This window comes from Oceanobacillus oncorhynchi (genome assembly GCF_000821065.1).
GTDB lineage: Bacteria > Bacillota > Bacilli > Bacillales > Amphibacillaceae > Oceanobacillus > Oceanobacillus oncorhynchi.
This window is the reverse complement of record NZ_CDGG01000001.1, coordinates 1169815-1194304: the sequence shown is the minus strand read 5'-3', so window position 1 is coordinate 1194304 and position 24490 is coordinate 1169815. Positions and strand designations below refer to the sequence as shown.

The following is a 24490-nucleotide window of genomic DNA, read 5'->3' as shown; positions in this document are numbered from 1 at the left end:
TATCCGACATATTAAAAATAACTTTCATTGTATTTCAAAGTGCAGTCATGACTTGCTTTAATTTGCAGACTCCCCGGCCTTAACAAATCATAGTTAGATGCTAATCTGATTGTATAATTTATATTTATACCATTAATCCAGACCTCTCTACCCTCGTATCTGATAGTTAAACGATCACCTTCAATAAATTCATATCCAAGAAGAATATAAAGTTCTTGGTTCGTCTCTAATTCAAAGATAGTCGTATTCCGGCTAAAAACCGCCTCTATGGTCCACGGTGAGTTGTCTTGACCTGTGACAGTGTGCGTAGTGTTAGAAGTTGTTACGTTGATTGTTTTCTCTGCTCCCACCTTATCTAATACAAGAAAATCAACAGTGCATCGAGAAAAAGAAACCACTTCATCTACATCTACGCCACCATCAAGTAAGGCTATATAGCTTCGATTCATTTCATCGCTGAATTGTAATCGTTTCTCATCTTTAGTAACAAGCCACAATCCGATTTCTTCTGCTTTTTCCAACAAATCTTCTTTGCTATTTCCATCAATCAATATCTCTACAGGAATTGTCATCGCTTCTTTTTCAGTTCTCACAAGTCTTTTTCTTCCATTGGGCAATACTTGTATTTCACGATTAAAAGGCGCCCAGTAAGGACGCCCTTTTGACAATACAGTTACATAATCTTTGGTTACACCATCGAAATATAATTTAGTCATCGGCGCCCTCCTTTCTTCGGATTATTTTTCCGTTTTTGACGCTCTGTAATTAATGGCTCTAGGATTCGTGCAGTGGCTCTATCTTGAAACACCAGATTCAAGTCACGTCCGGTTTCCACTGCATCAGCAATACGCATGAGCAACGATATAACCTCTTTTCCTGTCTTGTCATCTGATTTATCAATGAATCCAAGTTCACGTCCAGTTCGCTCCCATATGCCACGCTGACTTAATCGCTTGGCTGGGTCATTACTGATGATAGATTCAGCCCAACCTCCCGATTCAATCCACGATAAGCGCTTTTCAATCGCATCTATCCAGTCATTGACTTTGGACGGTTTGTTATATTCCGCTGGGATGACAGCTTCTCCTTTGTGCAGATACGCCGGCCCATCTTCTGGTACGTAGTTTGTACCCTGTTTATATTTACGTCCGCCTCTTGGACCCCAGCCACGGCGACCATATGGCAAATCACGGCGCCAAGTCCGGTTGTTAAAGAAGGCTAATAATTGATCATAACCGGAATAAATATTCTCGTGTCCTCTAACCTTGTATGCGTTAAAGGTTTGCGGTATATATTGAAGCAATCCACGTGCTGGATTCCCTGCAGCAGTATTAACATCCCATACAGCAGATGATTGCACGATACGCTGATTACCACCAGATTCACGGTTAATTTGAGCTAAAATACCGTTTATTTCTGTAGGTGACACTGTTTCACCCATTTGTGCTGCTGCACGTTGGATTTGCGACCGCCAATTACCTGCAGCACCAACTAACCCCATGCCGCCACTAACGCCTTCGGGACCACCCATATTGAGTTGCTCTTTTGCCCACTCAATCGCTTTGTCCTTGATGGTTTTAAAAGCACCTTTAGCAAGGTCGATCATGACTCCAACGCCATCAGGCATTATCGCACCAACTTTTTCAAGGGCGATATCGACTAACTTGCCCGGGTTACTAACATAATCCCATACGTTCCCAGTCCATTCCCCGATTTTCTTTCCGGCTGCAATCGTGGTGTCTTTTGCATAGTTATAACCTGCTGAAATTTTGTCGCTTGTCCAACTTACCCCGTCGCCCACTACATCTACAGCTTTACCGAACGCATCACCAAGTGCATATTTCGGTACGTCCATTAATTCCTTGGTTTTATTTGCCGGAATAACGGCAGTTCCTTTTGGTAAATTAGGGTATAAGGTCGGTTTATCAGCACTTAAGAATGATTGACCGTTTGGTAATATGGTCAACTCTCTTCCGGCATTGCTGCCTTTTCCATCTCCTAAAACTGCATGTCCACCGGGGTGCGAGCCAGTACCTTTTGCATACCAATTAAGGCTGTCAGCCGGAACCCATTTACCGACAATATCATCCATTCCTAATTTTCCAGCAACCCAGTTTACTGCTGAACCAACACCATTTACAGCTAAGGCAATTCCGTCAACCATTTTCCTGCCAATAGCTTTAAAACCCTCTTTAACCTTCCCTGCTCCTTCAACGATTTTTTTCTTCATTTCGCCAGGCATGTCTTTGACTTTTTGGACCATATCTGAAATCCAGCCAGTCACATCATCATAAATATTTTTAAAGGTTGTGCCGACGCTGGATTTAAAATCGTTAAACTTCGTAATCGCCCAATTTACGCCGTCTTTTACAGGATTTATAATATTGTCTTTAATTTTATTCCAAATTGTCCGTGCCGTGTCACGTATTGACCCAAAAATATTTGATGTAGTATCGCGTATATTCCTAAAGCTATTTCGAACAAAATTGTAAATGTTCGTTATAATTGGCTTCAGTATACTTCCCCAAATGAAATTCCAGATTGTTGAAATCACATTACGGATTCCGGTTGTAATGGAACTTATCGTATTTTGCATTGCGGCAAAACGATTTTTAACAAAATCAACAATCCATTTTATAACAGTTGAAAAGATATTTTTTATATTAGTCCACATGGTAGATAGGGAACCGGCAAAGCTTTTAACGAACACTAATCCACCTTTGATGATTTTCCCAAAGAAGGATAACTGGATGAAATTCCAGATAAACTGTACGGCGCCAGATAGGACTTGTTTTATTCCCTCCCACATGCCAGACCAATCACCGGTAAAGAGACTAGAAAATGTCTTAACTAATCCCATAATTATATTTAGTGCGCCATCTATGACACCCTTAATATTACCCCATATCATTTTCACAATAGAAAAAGCTACATTTAGCGCTGTCCCGATAATCGTTTTGATATACGGAAACGCCCACTTCACCAAGTCAACAATTCCGTTAAGAATAGGTTGGACAACCGACCAGATTCCGGAAAAAACATTTTGGAATGCCTGTAGAATTTGCGCTCCGTTTGTATCCCAAAAAGATTTCACCTGTCCTATTTTTTCTTGGACAAAATCCATCGCCACACCAAAAGCTTGCATAATTAAATCTTTAGCCGTAGAAAATCCGTTTTTAATAGAATCTATAAAACCTAAGAAGCTTTCGTTTGTAGTTAAAAACTCTTTGACCTTTTCGTATAATTCTACAAATTTATCTTTGAGATTGTTGACGATGTTTCTAAAGGTTTCTGACTTTTTGTAGGCTACAACAAAACCCGCACCTAATGCCGTGATTAAGCCAATGATTAATCCCACAGGTCCACCTAATGCTGCAAACAACGGTCTTACCCATTTAAGCATGCCACCTGCGTCTTTAACTCTTGTAATAAACGGAGCGAGTAAACCAATCAGATTACCAATCCAACCAGCAAACATTCCTAAAACCATTAAAACAGGTCCTATGGCTGCGGCCATTGCGCTGAGGATGACAATCCATTTTTGATTTTGTTCAGAGATGGAGCCAAACCAGTTTGATAGTTTCTCGATAGCCTGTTCGACTTTCGGCATGATAGATTCAGCAAAATCTAGCATGATCTTGCCTATCGGTTCCATAGCCACTTGCACACGATTTTTCATTTCCATTATGCGCTCGCCCATTGTTTTGGTGCGGTCGTTCGTGCTATCAATCAAACCCTCATTACCTTCTAGCACATCTCCTAATTCATCAAGACTAGGTATTGTACCATTTCTTACAGCAGTAGTTATGCGTTGCGCACCTTGAGAACCAAAAGCTTCCGAAGCAATGTTTAATGCTTCTGATTCAGAACCTGCATTTTGCATTTGGGTAACTACTTTACCGAATTCTTCACGGACATCTTTGCCTTCCTCTGCCCACTTACTGAAACCTTGGTTCAAACCAGGCATCACTTTCGTTACCTGAATGCCGTTTGCTTCTAATTGAGACATAAACGCAGCTGTTTCTCCCATGGAAAAGCCGGCGTTATTCATTACGGGACCGAATTTAGTTATATAGCCAGTCAGTGTATCTAAACCAATTCCATAATCCTGCGTCATGCGGAATAAGTTTTCTAACTCTGCCACGCCATCCTCAGCGGGGATTTGGAACTGCTCTAACGCCTTGGAAAATGCCATAGAGTTTTCAACGCCATCCTCACCTAACATCCGACTAGCATCAAGTATCTTGATGGTTAAATCCTCAAGCGTTCCGCCGGTAGCGCCTGTAATGGTATTAATATTAGAAATAGCATTAGAAACTTCATCAGCACTGTTAGGCACTTCTTTCATGGCGTTTTTCAGCGTGTCTTTGAGTCCTTCCAGTGCATCGCCAGTGGCGCCTGTGCCAACAATGATATTGTTGTAAGCCTTGTCCATATCATACGCTGCAGTAAATGCCACTCCGCCTAATGCCATCAATGGTAGAGTGACGCCTTTAAACATAGTTTTTCCTTTTTTCTTTAAGCCGTCCCCGAAATCGGTGAACTTTTGACTCATGGATTTTGTGGCGTCTTTTGTCTTTTTATCCAAATCATCCATTTCCGATTTCATTCCAGAAACGGAAGATTTAAAACCTTGATATGAGCCCTCAAACTTAGCTAGCAGCTCCCTAACAGTTGCCATTGCTCAACCTCCCTTCATTAAGTATTTTGTTGCTCTATTAATTCCTGTGGGTCAAAGTCCCACTCGTATGTCTTATTTGTTTCTTTTCTTTCCTTTTGTGGGTTCAACATCTTCTCAAAATCTTTTCTGTCGCGTTCAAACTGCGGGTTTTTCCCTTCTTGCTTTTGGGAGTAAACATTTGATAGATACTGGATATACATTTTCGCCCGCTCATGCTCTGCCTCTGATTCTTCTTTCTCGAGCGCCATATCCATAAATTTGAGTATTTCATCGACTGGACTATCGACAACTTCTTTTCTGCCGCCTAACGATTTTCCCAGTTTAAAAATAAATGCTTCGGCTATGCTTGTTTCTGTGCTGTCGCTTCTACTCGTTTCCTCATAAACTTCGTCGCTTTCTTGGTGGCGGCGAAAGACTTTTTTGCTCGTTCTACGATTTTTTCAATGTCGTTTACCTCAAGAACTGCATCATAAATATCAAATACATCCTCCACTTTTTGTTCCATCAGTGTTTTCTTTTCGAGACCCGATAGCGTTGCAAGCAACTCAAAACCTTCATCCGGGATATTAATTAATACAGCTTCAAAAGCTCCAGCTGCCCTAGCTATAACGTATGTTACAGACAGCTCCTCATCTTGATTCTCCGCTGCAAACATATCTGTAAATGTTTGTTTTAAAGCTTCATCCTCATTGATGATTCCGATAATGTTTTTAATTCCTTTTAAAGTCTTTTGAAACTGAAATACATTGATGGATTGAACCTCATGCTGAATTGTCTCCACTGTGTTATCTTGCTTGACTTTAATATTTACTTTCATTGTCTAAAACCTCCTAATATAAATAAAAGAAGAGCAGGAAATCCTACTCTTCTGTACCTGGTTCTTGGCTTGGCCAAGGAATGTCTATTGTGTTTCCATTTGATAATTCGAATGTGATGTTAGTTCCATCAGATGTAGCATCAACTACGCTGACACCATCTGTACCGTCTTCTCCGTCACTGCCAGGAGATCCATCACTTCCAGGCGCCCCATCTTGACCAGGTTCACCTTGGTCTCCTTTTGGACCTTTTAATGATGCAAGCCATTCTTCTTCCGTTCCTTCAAACCCATTATCGACAGCAATTTCATAAGCTGATTTCCCATCAACGCCGCCTTGTATTCGCACCGGTAATGGATTTTGAGTTGAGATAACAACAGGGTTATCATCCTCATCATAATACTGTGGTAATCCCACCTTCGCTCCATAGACTTCAGTATATAAAACTTCCTTGTCTGATTTTGGCATATTATTCCTCCTTAGATTTATCGCCACTCAACTAAAAAAACTAGCTAATGATGGTTGTTGAATGGCGTTTATTGGTTTGGGGTTTCACCGTCGTTTCCGCTGTCTTCTTCGGCGTTAGGGTCAACAGCGCCGCGATAGAAAAAGTTACCTGGTTTAGATGCATCGAACCCTTCACGTGGCATCATAGTCAATGTGATCGTAACATTCCCTTGCTCTTGGTTATAATCACGCTCAAACCCTTCTATAGAAGCCATGTTGTAAATCGTCCAATCTCTATCCTTGATATTTTCTGGCAGGATACGTGGATGAATCTGCACTTTTCTCCCTACTAATTTTGTTCCGATTCTAGCATCCATTGAGCCATCTTCTCCGCCATCAACGTCCGTGATGGGCTCTGTAGATGCAAGTGCAAGTTTTAAAATTTCCGCATCTTCCTGCCCCGCGACGATTGTAACTGTTCCTTCCCATCCACTTAAACGTCTTTCAACTACTGTTTCACCAAAATCAGCAAATGTGAATTCCGTAAACTGCGGTGTTAAATTCAACGAGCCACCATCTGCTTGCAAATAATCTTTCCCATCAAATTTAATTTGATCTGCACCCTCGCCAATAGTAATATCAGCTACTCCAAAGATATATTCTTTCTGTTCGGCCATATTATTCTTCCTCCTTATTTTCAACTAAATTAACGTCAAAATTGACGCTGAAATCCATCTTGTCGTTCGCTACTCCCAGCGGGATAGGCTCCGACGCTGCCTTAATAAAAAAAACGCGATAGCTTTTTGTCGCTACCACGTTTCCATCCTTGAAAAATTCAACTATTACTGATTCATTTGTTAATTTGTGTAATGCATCATGTACCACTTGTGCAGCATACTCTGCATATCCCCAATCAGATGATGATATATACACCATATAGCGTGGGAATCTGGTCGGTACATCGTATTCTCCAGGAGAGCCGCCACCCTCGTAATAAACGGTTCCTGTGTTGTCATCGGCAGTCTTGTAATCGACTGTCCACTCAAGGTCAGGGAGGATTGGTTGCAACTTCTGCATTAAATGATATTGAATCAATTACTCCCCTCCTAACGTTTTTTCAAGTGCTTCAGCCATGATTTTTTCGAAATCATCTTCTGTGATAACAATGGCTCTTTCAAGATACTTCCTTCCCGGTTGTTCTCCACGCCAAGAAGGTTTTTGAAGTGTTCGCAGTCCTTTTCCGTCGGTATAATACTTAACCACTAGCAAGCCGTTATCGTACTTATCACCGAATCCAGAGCCATGAGGTTTTTCGTGTTGACGCAATGCATAAGCGAGATTAGATCCACCTTCTGAAACGACTTTATCTCCTTGAATAGTTGGCGGTTTAAATTGGATTGATTCCTCCAAATCTCCACTATCTCTCGGAGCAAGTGCTTTCGCTCCTTCTTCCGCCAGCATGATGTATTTCTTCATGGCTTCCAAAAGGTTCTTTTCCATCTGCTTGCCCATCTTGCCAAGTTCATCACTGAATTCTTTGAAACCTTCCCAAACGATTTGCACCTCATCCTTAGCCATCGCAATACACCGTTCTGTAATAGACTTTCGTACCAGCTAGGTTAATAGCTTCATCTTTGGAGATAAGCGTTCCAGTGGTCGTATTTCCATCGTTGTCGGTATATTCGTATCCGGCTCCTACTGCCGGGTTAAATGATGTCGGCAAATCAACTTCTACGGATGTGCGCTTTTCCTCGCCTTTAGCATCTTTGACAATATTCGCTTTGAATTGTACTCGGGCTTTAGATTCTTTGGGTTCGGTTTTCGTTTTTCCGTATCTGTCCTTTATTGGATTGCCTTCATCGTCATAAACCGGATAATCGAACCAAATTTTTTGTCGCATAGGCGGCTTCATATCAATCTACCTACTTTCGCGCTTTTGGTCCTTGGTTCTCCTAAGATAGCGATGACAGAGGATGAGATTTCTCCACCTTCAAAAGTTACAGAGACCCCCTTCACAGAGTACGATTTAATGCCGTGTCGCTTGAGTTTGGCATACTCCTCATCTTCACCTTCAATAGAATATAAAACTTGCAGAGCGACTGCTCTATCGGTTATATCCGTATCCTTGTAGTGGTCTTTGAGTAATTCATGCGATGAAAAGATAATTTTATCCTGTTCGACATCTTCTAAATCAAGCAAGGTATCACCACCTGGCATCTTCTTGAGATACGCTTTAATAGATTCAGTTGTAATCATATGATCACTTCGTTTCTTTTTGTTCTTCTTTCTTTGCAGCTGTTTTAGCAGCAGCTCTTTTCACCTCAGTTACTTTATCACCAAGAAAATCAGCTTGTTTTGCAGTTAATTCAAGTTCCTCGCCTGGTTTAACAATTTTACCTTTGTGAGATAAATAAGCTTGCGCTGTATATTTTGGCACGGTATGCCCTCCTTTTTGTAAATTAAAAGAGCGCCTATATTAGACGCTCAATGTTACGATTGATTTTTTACGTTTTAATGCTGGGAATGGCGCTTCGCCAACGATAACAGATTGCTCCGGCGGGTTTTCCTTAATAGATGGTTTCGCAAATTTACCCGGCGCATAGTTATTTTCAACAGTCGGGCCGATCATTGTTTTACCTAAATCAGCACCAAGGAAAACAACTTTATTATCATCCAATAACTGCACTTCATCTCCTTGAACAACAATTACATCATCGTTTACCTGATAAGGTGGCAGGCTCAAAGCACTAAACGCATTTTGGATATCCGTTTTAGTCAGTAAACGTTTGCCGTTATCAGTTCCATAAATTTGCGTACGGATTTGTTCGTTATTTAATAGTAAAGCTTCCGTAGCACTGGTAATATGCATTACAACTGGCTTCTGTTTCTGATTAGTCTTTTTGTATTGCTCCACCGCTGCTTTGATGTCAGTTAAAGGCGTTGCGCCTTCTTCGCTCCACTGAGTAGTAGCTGTAAGTTTATTTTCTGACGGCAACCCAAAATCAATATTTAAATGGATGTCGTTTTCGTCATCGTTATAGACAAGTTGTCCATTATAAATAACCTGTGCACGAAGGTATTCTTTAATATCATCTACACCTTGGGATAATTCATCCGTTGACGTGTAGATTCCTTCAATAACTGCATTCGATTCTTGCTCTGCTCGTGGGCGATTGTATTGCAGTAGTTGTGTTTCATCCAAACGGAAACCGTGTTGCACTTTCGCTACTTGACCAAAAGCACGTTCTTGCTCCGCAGTATCACGCAACGGTGCTGTAGCATTCCAGCCTGTGATTGATGCTGCTTCGGCATACTTTCCATTGATAACGTTGTAAGCAAAATTGATATCGTATACCGGTTCTTCCGGCATAAAATTAGCGAGTAGATATTCTCTTGCTGGCGGTACGTTTTGAACGTATCCGGTTAATTGTGGTTGTTGAAATTCATTTAAATGTAATGGCATGTATTATTCCTCCTTCTTACGCATCAAAGCGTAGGTATCCTTTTACTTCTTCTTTAAATCCTTCTGTAACACCTGTGCATTTGTGTTCTAACGGGTGTCCTGCGACAAGTACACCAACAACTGGATTAGAGCCTTCAACAAGCTTCACATCATGAGTTGTTAATCCTGCACCTTCTCGTGTTTCGCCTTCTCCAGCATCAGCCCACGGCAGATATAATCCGTCTCCACCAAGGTAAATAGCAGTACCAGCTTTTACATATCCATTTTCGGCAACGCCAGTAAATGCAGATGCGTCTAACGTCGCTCCGCCTGTTTTATATTCCGTTCCAACGTTGTTACGTAAAAATTCTTTTTGACCAAAAATCTTTTGGTAGGTTGGTTGTAAATTCATTTATTTTTCCTCCTTCTTGTGTCGTTCTAATGCGCGTTGACGCCCTGCTTCGTAAGGGTCAACGTCTTTAGGGTTATTCATTTTTTGCTTTGAACCAGGATTAAAATTAGAGCTTGATGGTGGTGCTCCTTCTTCACTGGTGAAGAGATAACTATCGCTCTCTTTCAATCCTTCTAACTGCTCTGATAAACCTTTGATCTTGCCATCTTCATCAAGTTTGATAACCTCGGTGTCAAGCAACGCTCGAACAGCAACAGGGTTTCTTGCTTGAGCAGCCATAAGCTCCCTGTCCAATTCATAATTAAACTTCTGTTCTTTCAATTGCTTCTCATAAGATTCTTTGGCTTGCGTATTAGCTTCTTTAAGTGAATCAATAGTAGCTTGTAATTCTTCGTTGCCTTGAGCCTTACCTCGTAAATCTTCAAGTTGCGTATCACGTTCGGACAGTTGTTCTTTTAACGAATCTCGTTCTGACTGTGCACTGGTCAGCTCGTCCTTCGTTTGATTTACTGTCTTTCCATGTTCAGCCATGATTTTATCGATTGCTTCATCTTCTAATCCTAATTCTTTAAGAAATTCTCTATTCATCTTTCATTCCTCCTACATTTGGTAACGTGGTATTGTCCACGATGGATTAGCACAATAACGCTGTGCGAGCGAATGATTGAATATGCACCTTGCTTATAGAAGGGTAGTAACACATACCACTTATCAATGAATGCTGTGCGACCTATCCATAAGGCTTACAGGAATCATAATAAAAAGCCTTTTCATGACATGCTTAGGTCAATCTTCTGTTTCGATTACTTCATATTCATCTTTCAATATGACGTCATCATCAGATATGGAAGCAATTAATTCTCTGGTTTCTTTGTCAACGATGTTAATTATTTTAGACATGTTTTCACCTCACAATAAAAGCACCTAATGCTTGTCGGATAGTGCATGTTACTCCACTTCTAAATAAACTAAAGAATCAACTGGAGAACTGAATAATACTGCACCGTTTTTATCAGATAAAATGTATACTCCATCTTCAACTTTGACGTCAGTTACTTCTGTTACTTTTCTTTCAGTTTTCCAATCCCCGTCTGCTACTATTACTGAGTAGTTCACTTAACCACCTCCACTAATCCGCTGCGAAATGCTCCGGTACTCTGACTGCAATTCTTGAAATTTAACCGTATCTTGACGCTTCATCCGCCTAAATGCACCTAAATTTTTGGGAGCATCGTCACCCATAACGCCTTTCCAACGAGCGTACTGTTTCTTTTCCTCATTGGCACGCCTTCTAGCTTCTTGTTCCTTCTCATAGGCTTTCTTCTGTTCCTCGGTGCGTGGGTCCTCGCCTTCGACATATTCATCATTTCTCGCTAACGCTTGTTCCACTTCTTTACTACTTTTAAAGTCAATAGCATAAGGAGAAATTGTCCCTCTACAATTCGGATGATAAGGTGGGAGTTCTATTTCATCTATCGTCGGAAAACCTTCTGTCTCGCCAGTTAGACTGACTACTAATCTGTTGTGGTTAGCACAAACCGCACATGAATCATCATTCTCAATGATTTGCACCAAGTCTTGGTCATTCTCTTTATACCTTTGAACATTTCCTTGTATGGAAGCATGGCGCATTTTAGATCGTGTGACTGTCATTGCATAAAAATCCAGAGGAAGTTTTTTACCATCACTCGTAATAAATGCTGTCAAACCCTCTGCCTCAAACGACTTAGCCACATGTTGCTGCATAACCTTCCTTGGTTCACCAGTAATTAATCCCTTGGCAATATCTCCTTGTACACTATCCAGCGCATTTGTAACGGTAGAAACAGCACTTGCTTTCGCCGTACGAATCGCTGACTGCATGTCCATCATTGTGTCATCCATTATATTTCCGACAGCTTCCTCGTGGATAATTCTGCTAATCGGCTTCGGTTTATCGACAATATCCCTTAACGCTTTTGTTGCTTCATCGGCACCTCCGAAATAATGATTTAGAACGGCATCAGGCAAGACTTCATCTACTTGTAGGCTGTATTGGTCTAGGATATGACCAATCTCTGCTAACAGCTTTTCTGCACCTTTTTCTTTGGTTAAATCGGCGATAGCAATCCTGCCAAGGATATTAGTAGAAATCTCACGAGCATATTTTAAGAGTTGTTCTTCGTTCATTTGCTTTTATTGCCTTTCTTGCGGTTAGTAGCCCTTGAAACAGCACGCAAATTACTTTTCCCATTACCGCCACCTTTTGATAAAGGTCTCTTGTGGTCTACCTCTCTTTTATCCCCGACTTTCAACCCCATGCTTTTTCTTGCTTGATTACGTTTAGAACGATTCTTACGCTGTTCAGCCGTGCCATGATAGTCCCGATATTCCTTCTTATAATCACGTTTCTTCGTCGCCATCACCGTCTCCTCCTAATCTATTATCAAAGAAATTGTTCAAAGTCTGCCTGCCCCGCATAAGTGACGTTGTGTCATCTGGTGTTGATTCCTCTTGAATCCTAGCAATCTCTTCCTGTATCCACTCTTCCGATGCATGAGGATTATTCCTTCTGACAGTCACTTCAAGCGATTGTGCGCCATTTGTGTAAGCCATATTATTCTCTTCGATTAGTTCCTTGCGAGAAATCGGAATCATAGCTTTCAGTTGAATTTCTGGTTGCTCGATAAGGATATTCGGGTCATTCTCGTGCGCCAGCCATAATGCTGATTCAAGCAATTGCTTTAAAAAGTAAATATATTCCTTCTGCAATTGTTCAGCTTTAAGCAACGATGTAAATAAATCATAGAATTTAGCCACACCAGATTGTGCTGCAGTCGAACCGCCATCCATGTAAAAGTCAACTGCTTTCTCAGATGTTTTAGTTTCCATCAGCATGAGTTTCATTAAGTCTTTAACCCATGAGATATCGCCTATCTTAGTAATATCAATCTGGATAATTTCCATTGCTTTTCCTTTGTCATCAAACGTTGTGATTTCTAAATCTCGGTGATCGATACGAGAATCATCACCGTAACGTTGCATCGCTTTTTGTTCTAACGTATTCATAATATCTTGTGAAATAGCTATTCTTGGTTTGCCATTCCGTTCAAACGTCAATGCATTCCTTGTCAATGTCCAGTTGATTTCATCTTGCTTTCCTTCCTGGTTCTTTAAGCAAGAGACGCCCAACGGATTCATAAACGTTTTTTCATTCGGCCAATACACAATAAAAAACCTCTCACGATTAGGGTAAAAGGTTTCGAGTTCATTCATATTTAGCAATTCTTTCGTTTCATCTTCTCCCAGTTCCTCGGTTTTGCCAGATTTATTGCAACTGTAAAGTATATGCGTTGCTTTTAGTCCCTTTACTCCATCTTCTTCATCCAATCGCTCTCGATACACCTGTAAATAATCTTTATCCTCTAGCTCAACGGCGTAAGCTAAATCTACACCCATTCCATCTGGATGCGGATAATAAACGTCTCTGGCTTTAAACTCCAATCGCAAACCTTTGTCATCTAACCAAGGAACGCCAACCAGTCCACCATCTACTTGTTGCTGCACAATATTGCCCCAATGCTCGAATTCCAGATGCGAGTTTGATTCGATATCCCGGATTGCTTCTTGCTGCGTTGTAAGATTATCGTAATTCTCGTCCTCTGCTCTTTCATCATCCTCTGAATCATAATCATCGGAAGATAAAGAAGTCTGTATATTGCCTATTGAACGGCTAACAAGCATGGCAGGGATTTCCGGTATTAGTTTTGATACATTCGCTACAATGTACGGTGTCTGCACGTTCTGACTTTCTTTTGTACCGTATATGATTTCATCTACGATCTCGCCTTTTTCAATTAATCTCTTGGCACGAGAAAATAATTGCGAGTGATTACCTTCGTATAAATCACGATAGAAATGTACTTTTCCATGCGTTTTCGTTATTGTTTCCTCGTTAAATTCTTTCCAGTCTATTGTCATTGAATCCCTCCTTTACCATGCAGATATGCTGCTAATTGACGCTCTTGTTTTGCTTGTCATCTTTTCAGCCAAGCCAGTTGTAGCATCTGGTGCGTCATCATGTTTATTCTTTCCTTCTTTTTGATAAGAGTTCATAGCCTTGTAATATTCCGGCCATCTATCTTTCCAGTTCTCCGGGAAGTAAATATGATTCATCACATAAGTTGAATTGGATATGATTCGAGCCTGTTTATTTTTCGATTGGTGAAACCATTTTATATTCGTCTTTCTTGTCTTAAATTTCTCCCATATAATTCTTTCTACTGACCTTGCAAAACCTCTACCGCCATTATTTGATTCAATTTCAGCCTCGTTCACTTCGTTGTTCGCAAGCATTTCAGCAGTTAAAGGCTCAGTTATCTCCATGCCCTCTTTTGTAAACAGGACATCAGTTACATATAACTCCCCATCGAAAGTTTCGCCGGCACAAATAGAACACAAAAAATCACTCCCAGTATCGGCAGTGTCAGTGTAATTAATTATTCGTTTAAATTTAGGCTTTGTCTGATATGTCTTAAAGGAAGTATATAACTTCCCTTTAATATCAATAGGATTCTGATTGTAGTTAGCTTCTGCAATCTCAATCCCCATTGTTTTTGTTTTTTGACCATATTCTTTCTTACTAAGAATTTCCTCGCAGAGCATCTTGTCATTTTCCAGCGCCTTCATCGACACGTGTTTAACGGAATACCCAAGGCTTGGCAGTTCATCTAACGCTTTCCCGGCTAAATCATTACTATTCCATCTTGTCATTATGATAATGATTTTCCCGCCTGTTTCTAACCGGGAGAGCATTGTGTTAGTGAACCATTCCCAATGTGATTCAAGAATTCTATCGTTATAAGCTTCTTCGGCGTTTTTAATCAAGTCATCTATGATAATGTAATCAGCACCAAAACCAGTTGCTGTACCAGTTGGGGAGGTTGCAAGATAGTTATTATATCCGCCTTCAAGTGACCATAAGTTCATAGCGCCATCACCATGTTTAATGCGCGTGCTTGGGAATATATCTGAATAAACAACTGTCTCAGCCTGCGCTTTAATTTCTTGGATAGTATTACGAACATTCTTTGAGAACATGGTTGAAAGCGTCTCGTTATAAGAACCAGTCATGATTTTCAACCTCGGATTGCTACCCAGTAACCATTCAACGAATTTACCTGCTGTTCTACTCTTCCCAAACCTTGGTGGCATATTAATAACAAGAACATCATCATCTGATTCTGAAAAAGATTGTAGATCACTTGCTAAATCAACAAGGAACTGTCTATCTCGTTTATAAAAATCACCTGCAGTAAGATTACAATAATCAAAGAAGTCACGCTTTGCCAACTCTATTTTTGCTCTTTTAGCAATGCTAATCATCTTTGGCAGCCAGCTTTCTTAATTCTTCTGTTGTTAGTTCAGAAAAGGCATTGTTGACATTCATATTGCCGGAATGTTCTACATCTTGTTTATCTCGCCACTCATTCGGCTTGCGATTTTTCAACCAGAATATCTGCGCTGTTGTATCTGGCTGGACTTCTTTGGTTACTCTTTTTGTTTCTTCGTCAAATTCATAGGTTATTTCATCGTATTTATATCCAAGAGCACGTTTTAAAAGAGCGTTCTCTACTTGTCGGTCAATAACCTCTTTACCCCTTTTTAAGGCGTCAGAAATGTCTGGGAAACGTTTTATCCAATCATATAAGGTTTGTCTTTTTATACCTATGTTATGTGCTATCTGTTCATCAGTAAGTCCGTCTCTAGCCCATCCTTCAATCTTGATTAATCCTTCTTCCGTTATCCATTCGGCATATTTTCCCTTAGCCATGTCACATAGTCACTCCCTCCTTTTTAGGAAAATTAAAAAAGCACCTACTCAAGTGCTTTTTAATCAATTATTTACCCTTTCAGCTTATCGCGTAATTCTCCTATTGTCTTATCTTTATCTTCTTCTGATAACGAATCCATGAACCTATCGTGTCTATCCATACTTGACTGCATATCTTTCCTAACCAACTCAGTTCTTTTAATTCTCGAAAAATTATTGGCGACAATCTTCTCCCATTGTGATATCACTACCTCACATTTGTAATAATCTTCAACGCTTTTGGCTTTCTCGAATGTTTTTTTAACAGCTTTGGGAATTTCAGATTCATTTTTTTCAAACGTTTTAATCACATTTTCTTCTGAAATTATTCTAAATCCTCTGTTATTATTTAAGCTCTCCAAATAGTCGGAAGTGAATTTTAATAAGGACTCAATTAGAAACTGCTCCACTATTGATTGTTCGTTTACTAAATAATCTATTCTATCTTTTAGATTTTCAATACTGCCTTCCGGGTCATCTAAACCGGTCCCTGTTCCTAGGGTCATACCTAAATATATTGCTAAATCTTCTGAGGTAATTGTCCCTTCTGGAATTGCTTCTCCCCATTCCTTTAGCGTTTCAACAAAAACATTAGTCCATGTCATTTTATTTAGCCTCCTTTTTATTTCTAACATACTATTATTCGCCAAAAGGAGACAATATTCCTGCTTATTACATAATATTTATAGTGCTTAATAAAAAAAGACATCCATTATGGACGTCTAAATAATTGCCTTCAATATTACTAGGGTCTTTTTGAAGCTTTTGGGTCCTCATGATTTGCTGAAATGATTTTCATTATAATATTCATAGTAAAAAAAGAACCTATACTCATCAATATAAAAAAGAAAGACCAAATAACTACCCCGATTGACGAAAGTATTAAATTAGATGATATTGGTAGTAACAATATCAATATAGATAATAACACCACTATCAAACCCACCATCACTTGACTTTTCAACAGTTTTATTAATCTATCTTCAAAATCCGGTAAATATTTAATCAATCTTTTAAAGGCTGTTGTTGTTTTTATAGAAATTACTAATGTAATAAAAACACCGTTAATCCCTACAACTATTGAAGCAAAAGAGATAACTTCTGAGAGTACACTTCTAATATTAGTTATTAATTGGAAATAATACAATATTCCAGTAAACAAACCTAATAAAAAGGAAATAAAAAAAGAATATCTCTCCCAAATAATCTCCATTTTATTTGTCTTTGCTTTCATAAGAGACCTCCTATATATTAAGGGCGCATCACTCTTCTCATTTCTGGTCTCCTGCGATTAAAGGACTTTTCAATAAACGTGTTTATTAAATATTCATGCCCAACAGTAGTCCTTGGTGCAATATTTATTGTAAACCTATCAGTCATTCTTGGTTCTAACAAATTAACAGTTTCAATTTGCGCTTCCTCATTTTCAAGAGCAGTTAATTCAACTTTAGGCTTTACTTCATCTTCAAGACCTTGATAAACTTCAATGAGTTCTCTAATAACATCTTCATTTAAACTAGCAGTTTTTTCAGATCTCCCTAGGGATACTGTAATATCAAAATTAATCCCTGCCGTTCTATTTACTAGACTTGTTGCTTCAGACAACAAATTATTTTCTCCTATATTAGCATCTAACATTACATCAGATCCTTTTATTCTAACCTTCTTATAGTAATCAGAATTAAATACTTTATTAATTTGTCCTCTATCAATAATTGGACTTAATTGAACCACTAAAGGTATCTCTTCAGTAATATCATTTTCATACATATAAATTTGTCTAAGATTAGTTAATACTATCTCTGCTTGTTTTGATGATACGCCATATAAATTCGATTGCATAGCAATCGCGCCATATGCATTATCGAATAATAAAGAAACAAACTCTCCAATGAATTCATCTTGATTTAATAATATGTCTTCTTTAATTTCATTAACTCTTTTTTTCGCTGGTATATTATTGTCTCTTAATTTGGAGATTTGAAAATAATAATAATCATCTCGCTCGTGGTAATGATAAGAACCAGGTTCAATTTCCGCAAATTCATCTCCGATTTCCACAGAAGTATTATGCTCTGTGTTCACCATAAAATAATCTAGAATTATACTCATATCCCATCTTTCAGCAGGAACTTCTTCAGCATAGAAATTCCTAATACCGTCTTCTCCTTCTATTTGATCTCTAAAAAAAGTGTCAGCCGGAACTAAAATAGGTTCAAAATAATTGAACCGAACATATTTTATTGCCATAATTATTGTCCCCCTCTTACTGTCTTCGAATACTTCTTTCGACAAAAGGGGTAAATATTCCTTCTTTTTTCTAATAAAATTACAAATTTAAGACAAAATGACTCGTTAGAAACTTTTGTTCTTATTGTAATATTATCAATTTCATTTGTAAATGTAAGAAAGCACAGCCCTTGTAAGGAACTGCGCTTGGTCTCTATAAATAGCACGTAAGTGCTTATGGCGCAGCAAAACTTAATACCGTTATTGTATTCCACACCGTCCTGTCTCCTATTCTACACGCACTGCTTATTATTTGTCACATCTTGGGAAGAATGTGCAAAGTGTGAAGTCTGTGCATTCTGTGAAATTTTATCAACAATAGAGTTTTTAATTGTGTATATATGCCGCCTTGAAAGCCCCATGTGATGACCAATGGAACTCATGCTCAACCCATCTAACATGCACTCCAGCACTGCTTTTTCCCTTTCATCGGTAATAAGGTGGATTCTCTTTTGAATAAACAACACTTTAGTTTCTAACTTATCCAGCCATTTGCTATTCTTGTCACGTCTAATCACTTCCAGTGCAATCGGATCGCTGGTACCTCCTTTCGATTTTGGCATAGTTGATTCGATTCCGGATTGAGCCACCATATTACCACCCTCATAATCCATCAGCTGCCTTTGTCTTTTAATCTCATTCAACATCCAGCTGTAATCCCTCAGTGTTTCTTCAATTTGCTTGCTGTTCATCATTCACCGACTCCCCTCAACGTTTCAATTCAAATAAAAAAGGACAGACTGGATTCCCTCAAATCCAAATCTGTCCTCAGTTTTTCTGATAGACTGCTTGTTATTTAATTAAAGATATCTATAACATTTTTGATTAAAGCTATTACTCCATAAATGCTTGCTGATAACCATCCGGCAAGTGCCGCGCCGTTTAATTTAAATTCATACATATCCTCATAAAATAGTTTCTTTAAACGTTTTATTTTCATTCCTCCTATTTCACCGTATAACGTATTTCCTCGTTACAAATCTTTCCGTCATTCCAGTTGATAATCTGTTTCCCAAAACCACTGTCTGGCTTCGGATATTCCTTTAGCTTACCGCCTTTAACTACTAAAACCTTGTCCTCAGATAAATTGATTTCTACTTTGCTTGTTCTCACGCAATCACCCTTGTTCCTTAGTTTTGACATCTGTTTCTTTTCCTAGCAACCATTCATCAGGTGCTTTTTTAAAAACAGGAGCTCTATTTTCTGCAATAGCCAACATCATTTCCATACCGTTATACATGCCATGCATATAATCGTCATAATTCCAATTACCGTCATATCCTTGTACTTCTAATACCCCTTTCATTACTTGAAGCCGTATTTCATTCATTGTTTAACTGCCTCCAATCGATAAACCTCAACCTCTGTGCGCTCTTCTTCTTTACCGCACTTAATAATACTCGACTCCATGTGCTTAACCTGTCTGTCATCGTTATATACGACCTTGTTAAGAGCATCCGTAACTCCCTTGAATAAGTTATCTATATCAGCACGATTACCATGTGCATAATGCGTTAATTTAACACCTACATCTCCATCGATCGGATTTGTTTTCATACTCGCCTTGGCAATCCAAGCAACCTGCTTTTTATACTGGAGGTAACGCTTAGCGTATTTATTGGCATACATGCTTTTTTGGGTCATCCGAACTGCCGGCACTGGTTTTAATGGAATAACGAATTTAATCACTTAACCACCTCTTTTACATAAACAGCCTCGTAGTACGTTTCTTCAATCGTCCTGATGTATTGACCCTTCTTGTTAAAAATCTTTTCATGCGAACGTATTTCCTTGATAGGTTTCTTACACTCGAACCCCGATTTTTCCTTATCGATACACAACATCAGACATCTGCGCTTGTTGGGATGTCTAACCCTGCTAACAGCTCTCATGGCTCTATTCCTCGCTGAACTGGTAATGAACTCGTGCAACTTCTGATAACCTAATGGTTTTCACATCAGTGCTTTCATCACCTATAGTTACACGTCCATCTAGATTATTTTCTATAGATGTTTGAATAACTCCATTAATCTTCTGAATCCTTTTAAAATTATCATCATTTAATGGCTGTACTACGATATCTTCATGCCCATTTTTATAAAGAATTGAATATGTTATTTTCATAGTTTTGTCATCCTTTCATTGGCAAGCTCGTACCTTACAGATATATTTGTCCATTCCAGCGTGTACAGGCTGCATTCTTCTAGCTTTCTACCATCGCTAGTGTAAAAGATTCCGATGCGCCGAAGTCCTCTGATAAGCTCTGATTTGCGTTGCTGTACATCGGTTTCGCTCATTGCAAGTCCTCCTCTTTAACAAATACGCCGTTTACCATTTTTCCTTTTCTATCTGCAATCTCCACATAAGCCTGTTCAATGCAATCCTCAATGTCTAAATCTATCTGCATAGATAAAATCGTAAGCACCACGTAAACATCACCTACTGAATCAATCACTTGCTCTTGATTACCTTTAGCCATCCCTTGCGCTAACTCTCCTACTTCTTCCATGAGTTTAAGCATCTGTTTTTCCGGCGCAGCTTTATGCAAATCTCTATCCATAGCCCATATTTTTATCAAATCCGTTAATTCACTTGCTTTCATTCCTTCTCCCCCTATCTAAAAATCACATAATCATAATCCCTTACCTTGCTGTGATACGTTTTAACAACAATCGATACATCGTCATCGTGCGTTTTCTTGGTGGTTTCTTTGACGTAAATTTTTTTCATCGCGAGACCTCCTTAATTGGCTTAATCTCCTGGTAACCGCCTTTCCTGTCCGATTGACTTCTTTGCCTATCTCAGCGTGTGTCATTCCTCTTGAGACGCCCTCCGTTAAAAAGTCGTCCTCGTCCTTTGTCCAGCGTCGTTTGTAGTTGAAAGGTCTTTCCATCCAAATTTCACGAACGCCTTCCACACGTATCGAATCAGCGCAATTAGGGCAACTCGGATGCTTTACTTTCCTTGCTACGATAAAATCAATCTCACAATCCTTGCACCAATGGAATTTATAAGGCTTCTTTTTAGGCATCAATCCACTACCTTATCCAGATTGACTATAATCAACTTGTCTCCACCGTCTCTTTTTGCATTTGCTGGAGACATGTAAAAAGTAAATGTCCCTTGACTGATTCCCAGCCTTTGCATAACGTTTTCTTTTGTATCGATAAACAAATATTCATCGCCTTTATAAACTGCATATTCTTCTGGTTTATCTACTTCAATGACATTAAACTCTTCGTCATAACCTTTTTTCGCTCTTCTCCGACCAGTCTGAAATTCGCCAGTCGTAATACCTAACTTCTTTTTAATCGCTTTAGCAGTTCCCTCTGCAATCAGATCCGTTCCGTCATATGCTTCGTAGTGTTTCATGACCTACCACCATATCTTGTGATGCGGTAGCCATCCACTTTATCGACACCTTGCTGCAGTTTTTCTGAAATAAATTTATCTCTTTTCCCCAGGAAGTGACTTGCTTTTGTTTGACTTCTAAAAAAGTGTTCCTCACATGTCTTTTCATTCGTTAAAATGATTGGTTTACTTTGCGAAAAAAGACCGTTATCAAATCCATGATTAACGTTTTCCTTATGGGTGCACCATTCTAAATTCTCTACATGATTATTTAACGGATTCCCGTCCTTATGATTTACTTGAGGTAATTTTTCAGGATTTGGGATAAACGCTTCCGCTACCAATCGGTGAACTCGAACTCGTTTTCTGCTGCCTTCTTTGTATAATTCAACATTGGCCCTAAGGCATTTTTGGTTGGCGGCAAGTGACTTTTGTGGTTTGATAATTCTTTGTTTCCTGCTCTTAGTGGATCGCCTATCCAAATAACCTGTATTTTTAGCATGCGTTCTTACCTTCCCTAAACTACTAACTTCATAAATTCCTTCATAACCAACCACGTTTTTCCATACCTCCATTCATCACACCTCCCTTTTTTTAAATTAAAACCATTCTTGTTCTGGACCTTTAACAATTTTCGCATTCAACCGTTCATCACGTTCTGCAGCCGTTTCTTTCACCATCACATTAGGATGCAATCTCTCCCAATCCCAGACAAATGTTTCACCGTTCAACTTAACTAGAGCACCTTCTCCAATCGACTCCACAGTAGCTTCAATCCCGTTAGCGTCAATGATTGTCATTCCGACCTCTACCCGGCCGTATTCTTTTAGTGGTATCATTTCGAGTCTCCTTTCAATTCTTGACGTGCTTTTTCTCCGCCATCACGTTCGATGTTGGATTTTCCGTTTTGAATAAAAACTTGGTAATTAATTTCATTTCCATAAAACTCCAAAGCCTCTTTATAGCGCTTGTTTTCTTCTCGCAACCTTTGTAATTCAACATTCTTTTCTTTTACTTGCTCAATTAAATCTTTGTTATGTGCCTGTATTTCATTAATTAGCATTTTATAATCCATCATTCTGATTCTCCTTTCAGCGTTTTTTCTAATTGCTGCTGCATAATCATCGCTTTATCTGGCTCGTGTCTGGAGTATTTAACGAAGTATAATGCGTTTTCTAAAACCTCTTTATAGCGCTGGTTTTGGTATAACAACCAATCAACGGACTTTTTATTTGCTTTAATATCTGATTCCAACCCCTCCACCTTTTCAGCTTGTTGGATAAGGTACTCGAAGTCAGTTAATTCAATATTAAACAAACTAAAATGGCGCTGAACATTCTTATATTTATTTTTTATCTCTTCCAACCGTTCATCCATCACGATTCACTCCTTTTCGAGAATATTAGTCGGTTCAATTTCATGAATTTCACATACATCATTTAGTTCAATGCATATCATTCCACCTTGAAGCAAAGTGACTTCGTATCCACCATCATCAACGATGACATCACCTTCTAATTCAGAGAATGCTTCTAAATCATCACCATCTAACCAAAGCATGAGAGTTTCACCTCTCCAATCAATTTCTTTATCTTGTACAAATTTATATAGTTCTAACTCACTCAATTTCTCTCAACCTCCTATTTGATTAATCCCTCGAACATTTATGAAGTTAGATGTTTTATGCTAATCAACACCCTTCATGAACACCATCCAATGCGTCTTGCTCCGTCTATTACCAAACAAAGGCTTAAATCCAATAACTTTTAATATCTGGCTCAATTTGATTTGATCTTCATTCCACTTAAAAATCAGCGTTCCATTAGGTTTTAGAACCCTCATACATTCATCAAACCCCTGTTTTAAATCAATTGGCCAATCCTCGTTTAGCTTTCCATATTTCTTTGCCATCCAAGAATTATCTCCAATCCTTTCAAGATGAGGAGGGTCAAACACGACCATGTGAAAGCTATTATCTTCAAAAGGCATATCTCTGAAATCGGCAATTACATCTGGATGCACATTTAATGTTCTGCCGTCACAGAGTGTATCCGATAGTTCCCTGTTATCCATGTAAGTGACATGCTGGTGATTTTTATCAAACCAAAACATTTTGCTGCCGCAGCAAGCATCTAGTATTTTTGTCATTCAGCACCCTCCTTTTCCAACTGATTATTCAACTGCCAATAAGCATCAGTGATATTTTCTAAATCGATTTCAAGATTGATATTATCCAGTAGCAATTCTGTATTCTCCTGCTGCAGTTCCTCATTCTCCGCATGTACTTCCTTCACCGCATTAGCCATAACAAACATTGCTATAACAGCACCAACCAATAAAACAGCCAATCCAGCATCTAATATCTTTTGTTTCATGCTATCCCTCCAATCAAAATAAGCCATCTCTGAGACGTTTTAACATCTTTGTATATATTTAATCTCGAATTTATTAATCTCTTCACTAGCGCTTCATATTTGTTTAATTTGACGGTCTAAAAGCAAAAGGTCTTTCAAAAACTCTGCGCCTTGCTAAATGGATTAAACCTAATAGGATTTCTAAGTCTTTCCGGCGCTCTTTCTTTGCTATATCCTCCAGTGATTCACCTGACTCCCAACGAAAAGCTATGCGATCAAGTTGTTTCTTTGTGAAGGTCAATTCCAAGTCCTCAAAGGCATATACATAATCTAGTCCAGCCTTTAAATGCAGTGGTTGGTTATCCGTTGGTATCATTTCAGCGCTCATTGATTGTTCCTTCCGATTTCAATAACGCTGGATTCTCAAAGGAATTCCCTAGCACTTCAAACTCTGTTAAATCAAGCTCGCCTAAAAGATCTGCCATTCCGTCGGATATCCCTGCTTTATCTTTGTCCACGCAACATTTAACAAGTACAAATGCCCCGTATTCTTCATCCCATTCAACAACGCCGTGATAGTTGTATTTGCCTTCATCCTGATATGGATAACGATTAGATGTGAGCACATCTCCTTCAACAAGCCAACTTTTGTGCTTTGTATCTTTATAAATGACTTTCAAAGGGTCCAATTGCGTATATTCACCTTCATCAATTCTATAAATAGCCAGGGTTCCATAAGATAACCAAGCATCTAAATCATCACGTTCTTCTATTTCATCGCCGTTATACATTTTGTTTAATTCTTCATCCCAAGCGTAAAATTCATTTGAAACCATCACGCATACCTC

Annotated in this window: 41 protein-coding genes; all 41 read right to left on the bottom strand. The window is 39.0% G+C overall.

Going from position 1 to position 24490, the window contains the following annotated elements; all coding sequences use genetic code 11:
- Nucleotides 1–11 precede the first annotated feature (11 nt).
- Complete coding sequence (locus BN997_RS05435) at nucleotides 12–716, bottom strand: distal tail protein Dit (RefSeq protein WP_042530369.1); 705 nt, start codon at nucleotides 714–716, stop codon at nucleotides 12–14.
- Entirely contained in the window at nucleotides 713–4681 is a 3969-nt protein-coding gene (locus tag BN997_RS05430) for a phage tail tape measure protein (protein WP_042530367.1), read from the bottom strand. Before BN997_RS05430 ends, BN997_RS05435 begins: the two co-directional genes overlap by 4 nt.
- Before the next feature lie 17 nt (nucleotides 4682–4698).
- Nucleotides 4699–4935 (bottom strand): hypothetical protein, encoded by a 237-nt coding sequence (locus tag BN997_RS05425; RefSeq protein ID WP_042530365.1) that lies wholly within the window; start codon nucleotides 4933–4935, stop codon nucleotides 4699–4701.
- A gap of 86 nt (nucleotides 4936–5021) precedes the next feature.
- Nucleotides 5022–5498: a hypothetical protein gene (locus tag BN997_RS05420; protein ID WP_042530363.1), complete on the bottom strand. Its 477-nt coding sequence runs from the start codon at nucleotides 5496–5498 to the stop codon at nucleotides 5022–5024.
- 43 nt (nucleotides 5499–5541) lie between these two features.
- Nucleotides 5542–5964 carry a collagen-like triple helix repeat-containing protein gene (locus BN997_RS22110; protein WP_052484919.1) on the bottom strand — a complete coding sequence of 141 codons (423 nt, stop codon included), beginning with the start codon at nucleotides 5962–5964 and terminating at the stop codon, nucleotides 5542–5544.
- A gap of 68 nt (nucleotides 5965–6032) precedes the next feature.
- On the bottom strand, nucleotides 6033–6620 hold the full coding sequence (locus BN997_RS05410; RefSeq protein WP_042530361.1) for a hypothetical protein: 588 nt from the start codon (nucleotides 6618–6620) through the stop codon (nucleotides 6033–6035).
- 1 nt (nucleotide 6621) lies between these two features.
- Nucleotides 6622–7038: a hypothetical protein gene (locus BN997_RS05405; RefSeq protein WP_042530359.1), complete on the bottom strand. Its 417-nt coding sequence runs from the start codon at nucleotides 7036–7038 to the stop codon at nucleotides 6622–6624.
- A complete protein-coding gene (locus tag BN997_RS05400; protein WP_042530357.1) occupies nucleotides 7039–7521 on the bottom strand; it encodes an HK97 gp10 family phage protein in 483 nt (160 codons plus the stop codon). It abuts the gene before it with no gap.
- Nucleotides 7514–7843 carry a hypothetical protein gene (locus tag BN997_RS05395; RefSeq protein ID WP_139089023.1) on the bottom strand — a complete coding sequence of 110 codons (330 nt, stop codon included), beginning with the start codon at nucleotides 7841–7843 and terminating at the stop codon, nucleotides 7514–7516. Before BN997_RS05395 ends, BN997_RS05400 begins: the two co-directional genes overlap by 8 nt.
- 8 nt (nucleotides 7844–7851) lie before the next feature.
- Nucleotides 7852–8199 (bottom strand): hypothetical protein, encoded by a 348-nt coding sequence (locus tag BN997_RS05390; protein ID WP_042530353.1) that lies wholly within the window; start codon nucleotides 8197–8199, stop codon nucleotides 7852–7854.
- A 4-nt stretch (nucleotides 8200–8203) separates the two neighbouring features.
- The gene (locus BN997_RS23125) at nucleotides 8204–8380 is read right to left on the bottom strand and encodes a DUF7210 family protein (protein WP_175297014.1); all 177 of its coding nucleotides are present in this window, start codon (nucleotides 8378–8380) and stop codon (nucleotides 8204–8206) included.
- Between the two features lie 39 nt (nucleotides 8381–8419).
- Nucleotides 8420–9406, bottom strand: a complete 987-nt coding sequence (locus BN997_RS05385; RefSeq protein WP_042530351.1) for a major capsid protein — start codon at nucleotides 9404–9406, stop codon at nucleotides 8420–8422.
- A 16-nt stretch (nucleotides 9407–9422) separates the two neighbouring features.
- A complete protein-coding gene (locus BN997_RS05380; RefSeq protein ID WP_042530349.1) occupies nucleotides 9423–9797 on the bottom strand; it encodes a hypothetical protein in 375 nt (124 codons plus the stop codon).
- The gene (locus BN997_RS05375) at nucleotides 9798–10385 is read right to left on the bottom strand and encodes a phage scaffolding protein (protein ID WP_042530347.1); all 588 of its coding nucleotides are present in this window, start codon (nucleotides 10383–10385) and stop codon (nucleotides 9798–9800) included.
- Between the two features lie 360 nt (nucleotides 10386–10745).
- A complete protein-coding gene (locus BN997_RS23120; protein WP_175297013.1) occupies nucleotides 10746–10913 on the bottom strand; it encodes a hypothetical protein in 168 nt (55 codons plus the stop codon).
- Entirely contained in the window at nucleotides 10914–11966 is a 1053-nt protein-coding gene (locus BN997_RS05370) for a phage minor capsid protein (protein ID WP_042530345.1), read from the bottom strand.
- On the bottom strand, nucleotides 11963–12199 hold the full coding sequence (locus BN997_RS05365; protein WP_042530343.1) for an HNH endonuclease signature motif containing protein: 237 nt from the start codon (nucleotides 12197–12199) through the stop codon (nucleotides 11963–11965). The genes BN997_RS05370 and BN997_RS05365 overlap by 4 nt, the downstream gene beginning before the upstream one ends.
- Nucleotides 12180–13757: a hypothetical protein gene (locus BN997_RS05360; RefSeq protein WP_042530341.1), complete on the bottom strand. Its 1578-nt coding sequence runs from the start codon at nucleotides 13755–13757 to the stop codon at nucleotides 12180–12182. The genes BN997_RS05365 and BN997_RS05360 overlap by 20 nt, the downstream gene beginning before the upstream one ends.
- 12 nt (nucleotides 13758–13769) lie before the next feature.
- On the bottom strand, nucleotides 13770–15161 hold the full coding sequence (gene terL, locus BN997_RS05355) for a phage terminase large subunit (RefSeq protein WP_139089021.1): 1392 nt from the start codon (nucleotides 15159–15161) through the stop codon (nucleotides 13770–13772).
- Nucleotides 15154–15609: a helix-turn-helix domain-containing protein gene (locus BN997_RS05350; protein ID WP_042530337.1), complete on the bottom strand. Its 456-nt coding sequence runs from the start codon at nucleotides 15607–15609 to the stop codon at nucleotides 15154–15156. Before BN997_RS05350 ends, terL begins: the two co-directional genes overlap by 8 nt.
- A 71-nt stretch (nucleotides 15610–15680) precedes the next feature.
- Nucleotides 15681–16253 (bottom strand): hypothetical protein, encoded by a 573-nt coding sequence (locus BN997_RS05345; RefSeq protein ID WP_042530335.1) that lies wholly within the window; start codon nucleotides 16251–16253, stop codon nucleotides 15681–15683.
- Nucleotides 16254–16393: 140 nt separating this feature from the next.
- On the bottom strand, nucleotides 16394–16882 hold the full coding sequence (locus tag BN997_RS05340; protein ID WP_042530333.1) for a hypothetical protein: 489 nt from the start codon (nucleotides 16880–16882) through the stop codon (nucleotides 16394–16396).
- Between the two features lie 17 nt (nucleotides 16883–16899).
- Complete coding sequence (locus tag BN997_RS05335) at nucleotides 16900–17898, bottom strand: DUF6731 family protein (RefSeq protein WP_042530332.1); 999 nt, start codon at nucleotides 17896–17898, stop codon at nucleotides 16900–16902.
- 272 nt (nucleotides 17899–18170) lie between these two features.
- Nucleotides 18171–18632 carry a helix-turn-helix transcriptional regulator gene (locus tag BN997_RS05330; protein WP_244882332.1) on the bottom strand — a complete coding sequence of 154 codons (462 nt, stop codon included), beginning with the start codon at nucleotides 18630–18632 and terminating at the stop codon, nucleotides 18171–18173.
- 101 nt (nucleotides 18633–18733) lie between these two features.
- The gene (locus tag BN997_RS23115; RefSeq protein WP_175297012.1) at nucleotides 18734–18877 is read right to left on the bottom strand and encodes a hypothetical protein; all 144 of its coding nucleotides are present in this window, start codon (nucleotides 18875–18877) and stop codon (nucleotides 18734–18736) included.
- A gap of 5 nt (nucleotides 18878–18882) precedes the next feature.
- A complete protein-coding gene (locus tag BN997_RS22450) occupies nucleotides 18883–19050 on the bottom strand; it encodes a DUF3954 domain-containing protein (protein ID WP_175297011.1) in 168 nt (55 codons plus the stop codon).
- Nucleotides 19051–19054: 4 nt separating this feature from the next.
- A complete protein-coding gene (locus BN997_RS05325) occupies nucleotides 19055–19267 on the bottom strand; it encodes a hypothetical protein (RefSeq protein ID WP_052484918.1) in 213 nt (70 codons plus the stop codon).
- Nucleotides 19264–19626 (bottom strand): RusA family crossover junction endodeoxyribonuclease, encoded by a 363-nt coding sequence (locus tag BN997_RS05320; protein WP_042530330.1) that lies wholly within the window; start codon nucleotides 19624–19626, stop codon nucleotides 19264–19266. Before BN997_RS05320 ends, BN997_RS05325 begins: the two co-directional genes overlap by 4 nt.
- 207 nt (nucleotides 19627–19833) lie before the next feature.
- Nucleotides 19834–20061 (bottom strand): hypothetical protein, encoded by a 228-nt coding sequence (locus BN997_RS05310; protein WP_042530326.1) that lies wholly within the window; start codon nucleotides 20059–20061, stop codon nucleotides 19834–19836.
- Nucleotides 20058–20234, bottom strand: coding sequence for a hypothetical protein (locus BN997_RS23110; RefSeq protein WP_175297010.1), 177 nt, complete (start codon nucleotides 20232–20234; stop codon nucleotides 20058–20060). The genes BN997_RS05310 and BN997_RS23110 overlap by 4 nt, the downstream gene beginning before the upstream one ends.
- Nucleotides 20231–20539 (bottom strand): MazG-like family protein, encoded by a 309-nt coding sequence (locus BN997_RS05305; RefSeq protein ID WP_042530324.1) that lies wholly within the window; start codon nucleotides 20537–20539, stop codon nucleotides 20231–20233. Before BN997_RS05305 ends, BN997_RS23110 begins: the two co-directional genes overlap by 4 nt.
- A gap of 428 nt (nucleotides 20540–20967) precedes the next feature.
- Complete coding sequence (locus tag BN997_RS05295) at nucleotides 20968–21309, bottom strand: hypothetical protein (RefSeq protein ID WP_042530320.1); 342 nt, start codon at nucleotides 21307–21309, stop codon at nucleotides 20968–20970.
- Nucleotides 21306–21863 carry an NUMOD4 motif-containing HNH endonuclease gene (locus tag BN997_RS05290; RefSeq protein WP_042530318.1) on the bottom strand — a complete coding sequence of 186 codons (558 nt, stop codon included), beginning with the start codon at nucleotides 21861–21863 and terminating at the stop codon, nucleotides 21306–21308. Before BN997_RS05290 ends, BN997_RS05295 begins: the two co-directional genes overlap by 4 nt.
- A gap of 24 nt (nucleotides 21864–21887) precedes the next feature.
- Nucleotides 21888–22127, bottom strand: coding sequence for a hypothetical protein (locus BN997_RS05285; RefSeq protein ID WP_042530316.1), 240 nt, complete (start codon nucleotides 22125–22127; stop codon nucleotides 21888–21890).
- Nucleotides 22124–22366: a hypothetical protein gene (locus BN997_RS05280; protein WP_042530314.1), complete on the bottom strand. Its 243-nt coding sequence runs from the start codon at nucleotides 22364–22366 to the stop codon at nucleotides 22124–22126. The genes BN997_RS05285 and BN997_RS05280 overlap by 4 nt, the downstream gene beginning before the upstream one ends.
- Nucleotides 22363–22665 carry a hypothetical protein gene (locus tag BN997_RS05275; RefSeq protein WP_042530312.1) on the bottom strand — a complete coding sequence of 101 codons (303 nt, stop codon included), beginning with the start codon at nucleotides 22663–22665 and terminating at the stop codon, nucleotides 22363–22365. The genes BN997_RS05280 and BN997_RS05275 overlap by 4 nt, the downstream gene beginning before the upstream one ends.
- A gap of 6 nt (nucleotides 22666–22671) precedes the next feature.
- Nucleotides 22672–22914 (bottom strand): hypothetical protein, encoded by a 243-nt coding sequence (locus BN997_RS05270; RefSeq protein ID WP_042530310.1) that lies wholly within the window; start codon nucleotides 22912–22914, stop codon nucleotides 22672–22674.
- A 60-nt stretch (nucleotides 22915–22974) separates the two neighbouring features.
- Entirely contained in the window at nucleotides 22975–23436 is a 462-nt protein-coding gene (locus BN997_RS05265; RefSeq protein ID WP_042530308.1) for a class I SAM-dependent methyltransferase, read from the bottom strand.
- A complete protein-coding gene (locus BN997_RS05260) occupies nucleotides 23433–23663 on the bottom strand; it encodes a hypothetical protein (protein ID WP_042530306.1) in 231 nt (76 codons plus the stop codon). The genes BN997_RS05265 and BN997_RS05260 overlap by 4 nt, the downstream gene beginning before the upstream one ends.
- 103 nt (nucleotides 23664–23766) lie before the next feature.
- Nucleotides 23767–24030 carry a hypothetical protein gene (locus tag BN997_RS05255; RefSeq protein WP_042530304.1) on the bottom strand — a complete coding sequence of 88 codons (264 nt, stop codon included), beginning with the start codon at nucleotides 24028–24030 and terminating at the stop codon, nucleotides 23767–23769.
- The gene (locus BN997_RS05250) at nucleotides 24020–24478 is read right to left on the bottom strand and encodes a YopX family protein (RefSeq protein ID WP_052484917.1); all 459 of its coding nucleotides are present in this window, start codon (nucleotides 24476–24478) and stop codon (nucleotides 24020–24022) included. The genes BN997_RS05255 and BN997_RS05250 overlap by 11 nt, the downstream gene beginning before the upstream one ends.
- Between the last annotated feature and the right edge of the window lie 12 nt (nucleotides 24479–24490).

Excerpts from the sequence above, each read along its gene's own strand:
- BN997_RS05435 (WP_042530369.1), bottom strand. The coding sequence starts at position 716 with ATGACTAAATTATATTTCGATGGTGTAACCAAAGATTATGTAACTGTA.
- BN997_RS05430 (WP_042530367.1), bottom strand. The coding sequence starts at position 4,681 with ATGGCAACTGTTAGGGAGCTGCTAGCTAAGTTTGAGGGCTCATATCAA.
- BN997_RS05425 (WP_042530365.1), bottom strand. The coding sequence starts at position 4,935 with ATGGATATGGCGCTCGAGAAAGAAGAATCAGAGGCAGAGCATGAGCGG.
- BN997_RS05420 (WP_042530363.1), bottom strand. The coding sequence starts at position 5,498 with ATGAAAGTAAATATTAAAGTCAAGCAAGATAACACAGTGGAGACAATT.
- BN997_RS22110 (WP_052484919.1), bottom strand. The coding sequence starts at position 5,964 with ATGCCAAAATCAGACAAGGAAGTTTTATATACTGAAGTCTATGGAGCG.
- BN997_RS05410 (WP_042530361.1), bottom strand. The coding sequence starts at position 6,620 with ATGGCCGAACAGAAAGAATATATCTTTGGAGTAGCTGATATTACTATT.
- BN997_RS05400 (WP_042530357.1), bottom strand. The coding sequence starts at position 7,521 with ATGGCTAAGGATGAGGTGCAAATCGTTTGGGAAGGTTTCAAAGAATTC.
- BN997_RS05395 (WP_139089023.1), bottom strand. The coding sequence starts at position 7,843 with ATGCGACAAAAAATTTGGTTCGATTATCCGGTTTATGACGATGAAGGC.
- BN997_RS05390 (WP_042530353.1), bottom strand. The coding sequence starts at position 8,199 with ATGATTACAACTGAATCTATTAAAGCGTATCTCAAGAAGATGCCAGGT.
- BN997_RS05385 (WP_042530351.1), bottom strand. The coding sequence starts at position 9,406 with ATGCCATTACATTTAAATGAATTTCAACAACCACAATTAACCGGATAC.
- BN997_RS05380 (WP_042530349.1), bottom strand. The coding sequence starts at position 9,797 with ATGAATTTACAACCAACCTACCAAAAGATTTTTGGTCAAAAAGAATTT.
- BN997_RS05375 (WP_042530347.1), bottom strand. The coding sequence starts at position 10,385 with ATGAATAGAGAATTTCTTAAAGAATTAGGATTAGAAGATGAAGCAATC.
- BN997_RS05370 (WP_042530345.1), bottom strand. The coding sequence starts at position 11,966 with ATGAACGAAGAACAACTCTTAAAATATGCTCGTGAGATTTCTACTAAT.
- BN997_RS05365 (WP_042530343.1), bottom strand. The coding sequence starts at position 12,199 with ATGGCGACGAAGAAACGTGATTATAAGAAGGAATATCGGGACTATCAT.
- BN997_RS05360 (WP_042530341.1), bottom strand. The coding sequence starts at position 13,757 with ATGACAATAGACTGGAAAGAATTTAACGAGGAAACAATAACGAAAACG.
- terL (WP_139089021.1), bottom strand. The coding sequence starts at position 15,161 with ATGATTAGCATTGCTAAAAGAGCAAAAATAGAGTTGGCAAAGCGTGAC.
- BN997_RS05350 (WP_042530337.1), bottom strand. The coding sequence starts at position 15,609 with ATGGCTAAGGGAAAATATGCCGAATGGATAACGGAAGAAGGATTAATC.
- BN997_RS05345 (WP_042530335.1), bottom strand. The coding sequence starts at position 16,253 with ATGACATGGACTAATGTTTTTGTTGAAACGCTAAAGGAATGGGGAGAA.
- BN997_RS05340 (WP_042530333.1), bottom strand. The coding sequence starts at position 16,882 with ATGAAAGCAAAGACAAATAAAATGGAGATTATTTGGGAGAGATATTCT.
- BN997_RS05335 (WP_042530332.1), bottom strand. The coding sequence starts at position 17,898 with ATGGCAATAAAATATGTTCGGTTCAATTATTTTGAACCTATTTTAGTT.
- BN997_RS05330 (WP_244882332.1), bottom strand. The coding sequence starts at position 18,632 with ATGATGAACAGCAAGCAAATTGAAGAAACACTGAGGGATTACAGCTGG.
- BN997_RS23115 (WP_175297012.1), bottom strand. The coding sequence starts at position 18,877 with ATGAAAATAAAACGTTTAAAGAAACTATTTTATGAGGATATGTATGAA.
- BN997_RS05325 (WP_052484918.1), bottom strand. The coding sequence starts at position 19,267 with ATGAATGAAATACGGCTTCAAGTAATGAAAGGGGTATTAGAAGTACAA.
- BN997_RS05310 (WP_042530326.1), bottom strand. The coding sequence starts at position 20,061 with ATGAAAATAACATATTCAATTCTTTATAAAAATGGGCATGAAGATATC.
- BN997_RS23110 (WP_175297010.1), bottom strand. The coding sequence starts at position 20,234 with ATGAGCGAAACCGATGTACAGCAACGCAAATCAGAGCTTATCAGAGGA.
- BN997_RS05305 (WP_042530324.1), bottom strand. The coding sequence starts at position 20,539 with ATGAAAGCAAGTGAATTAACGGATTTGATAAAAATATGGGCTATGGAT.
- BN997_RS05295 (WP_042530320.1), bottom strand. The coding sequence starts at position 21,309 with ATGAAACACTACGAAGCATATGACGGAACGGATCTGATTGCAGAGGGA.
- BN997_RS05290 (WP_042530318.1), bottom strand. The coding sequence starts at position 21,863 with ATGGAGGTATGGAAAAACGTGGTTGGTTATGAAGGAATTTATGAAGTT.
- BN997_RS05285 (WP_042530316.1), bottom strand. The coding sequence starts at position 22,127 with ATGATACCACTAAAAGAATACGGCCGGGTAGAGGTCGGAATGACAATC.
- BN997_RS05280 (WP_042530314.1), bottom strand. The coding sequence starts at position 22,366 with ATGATGGATTATAAAATGCTAATTAATGAAATACAGGCACATAACAAA.
- BN997_RS05275 (WP_042530312.1), bottom strand. The coding sequence starts at position 22,665 with ATGGATGAACGGTTGGAAGAGATAAAAAATAAATATAAGAATGTTCAG.
- BN997_RS05265 (WP_042530308.1), bottom strand. The coding sequence starts at position 23,436 with ATGACAAAAATACTAGATGCTTGCTGCGGCAGCAAAATGTTTTGGTTT.
- BN997_RS05260 (WP_042530306.1), bottom strand. The coding sequence starts at position 23,663 with ATGAAACAAAAGATATTAGATGCTGGATTGGCTGTTTTATTGGTTGGT.
- BN997_RS05255 (WP_042530304.1), bottom strand. The coding sequence starts at position 24,030 with ATGAGCGCTGAAATGATACCAACGGATAACCAACCACTGCATTTAAAG.
- BN997_RS05250 (WP_052484917.1), bottom strand. The coding sequence starts at position 24,478 with ATGGTTTCAAATGAATTTTACGCTTGGGATGAAGAATTAAACAAAATG.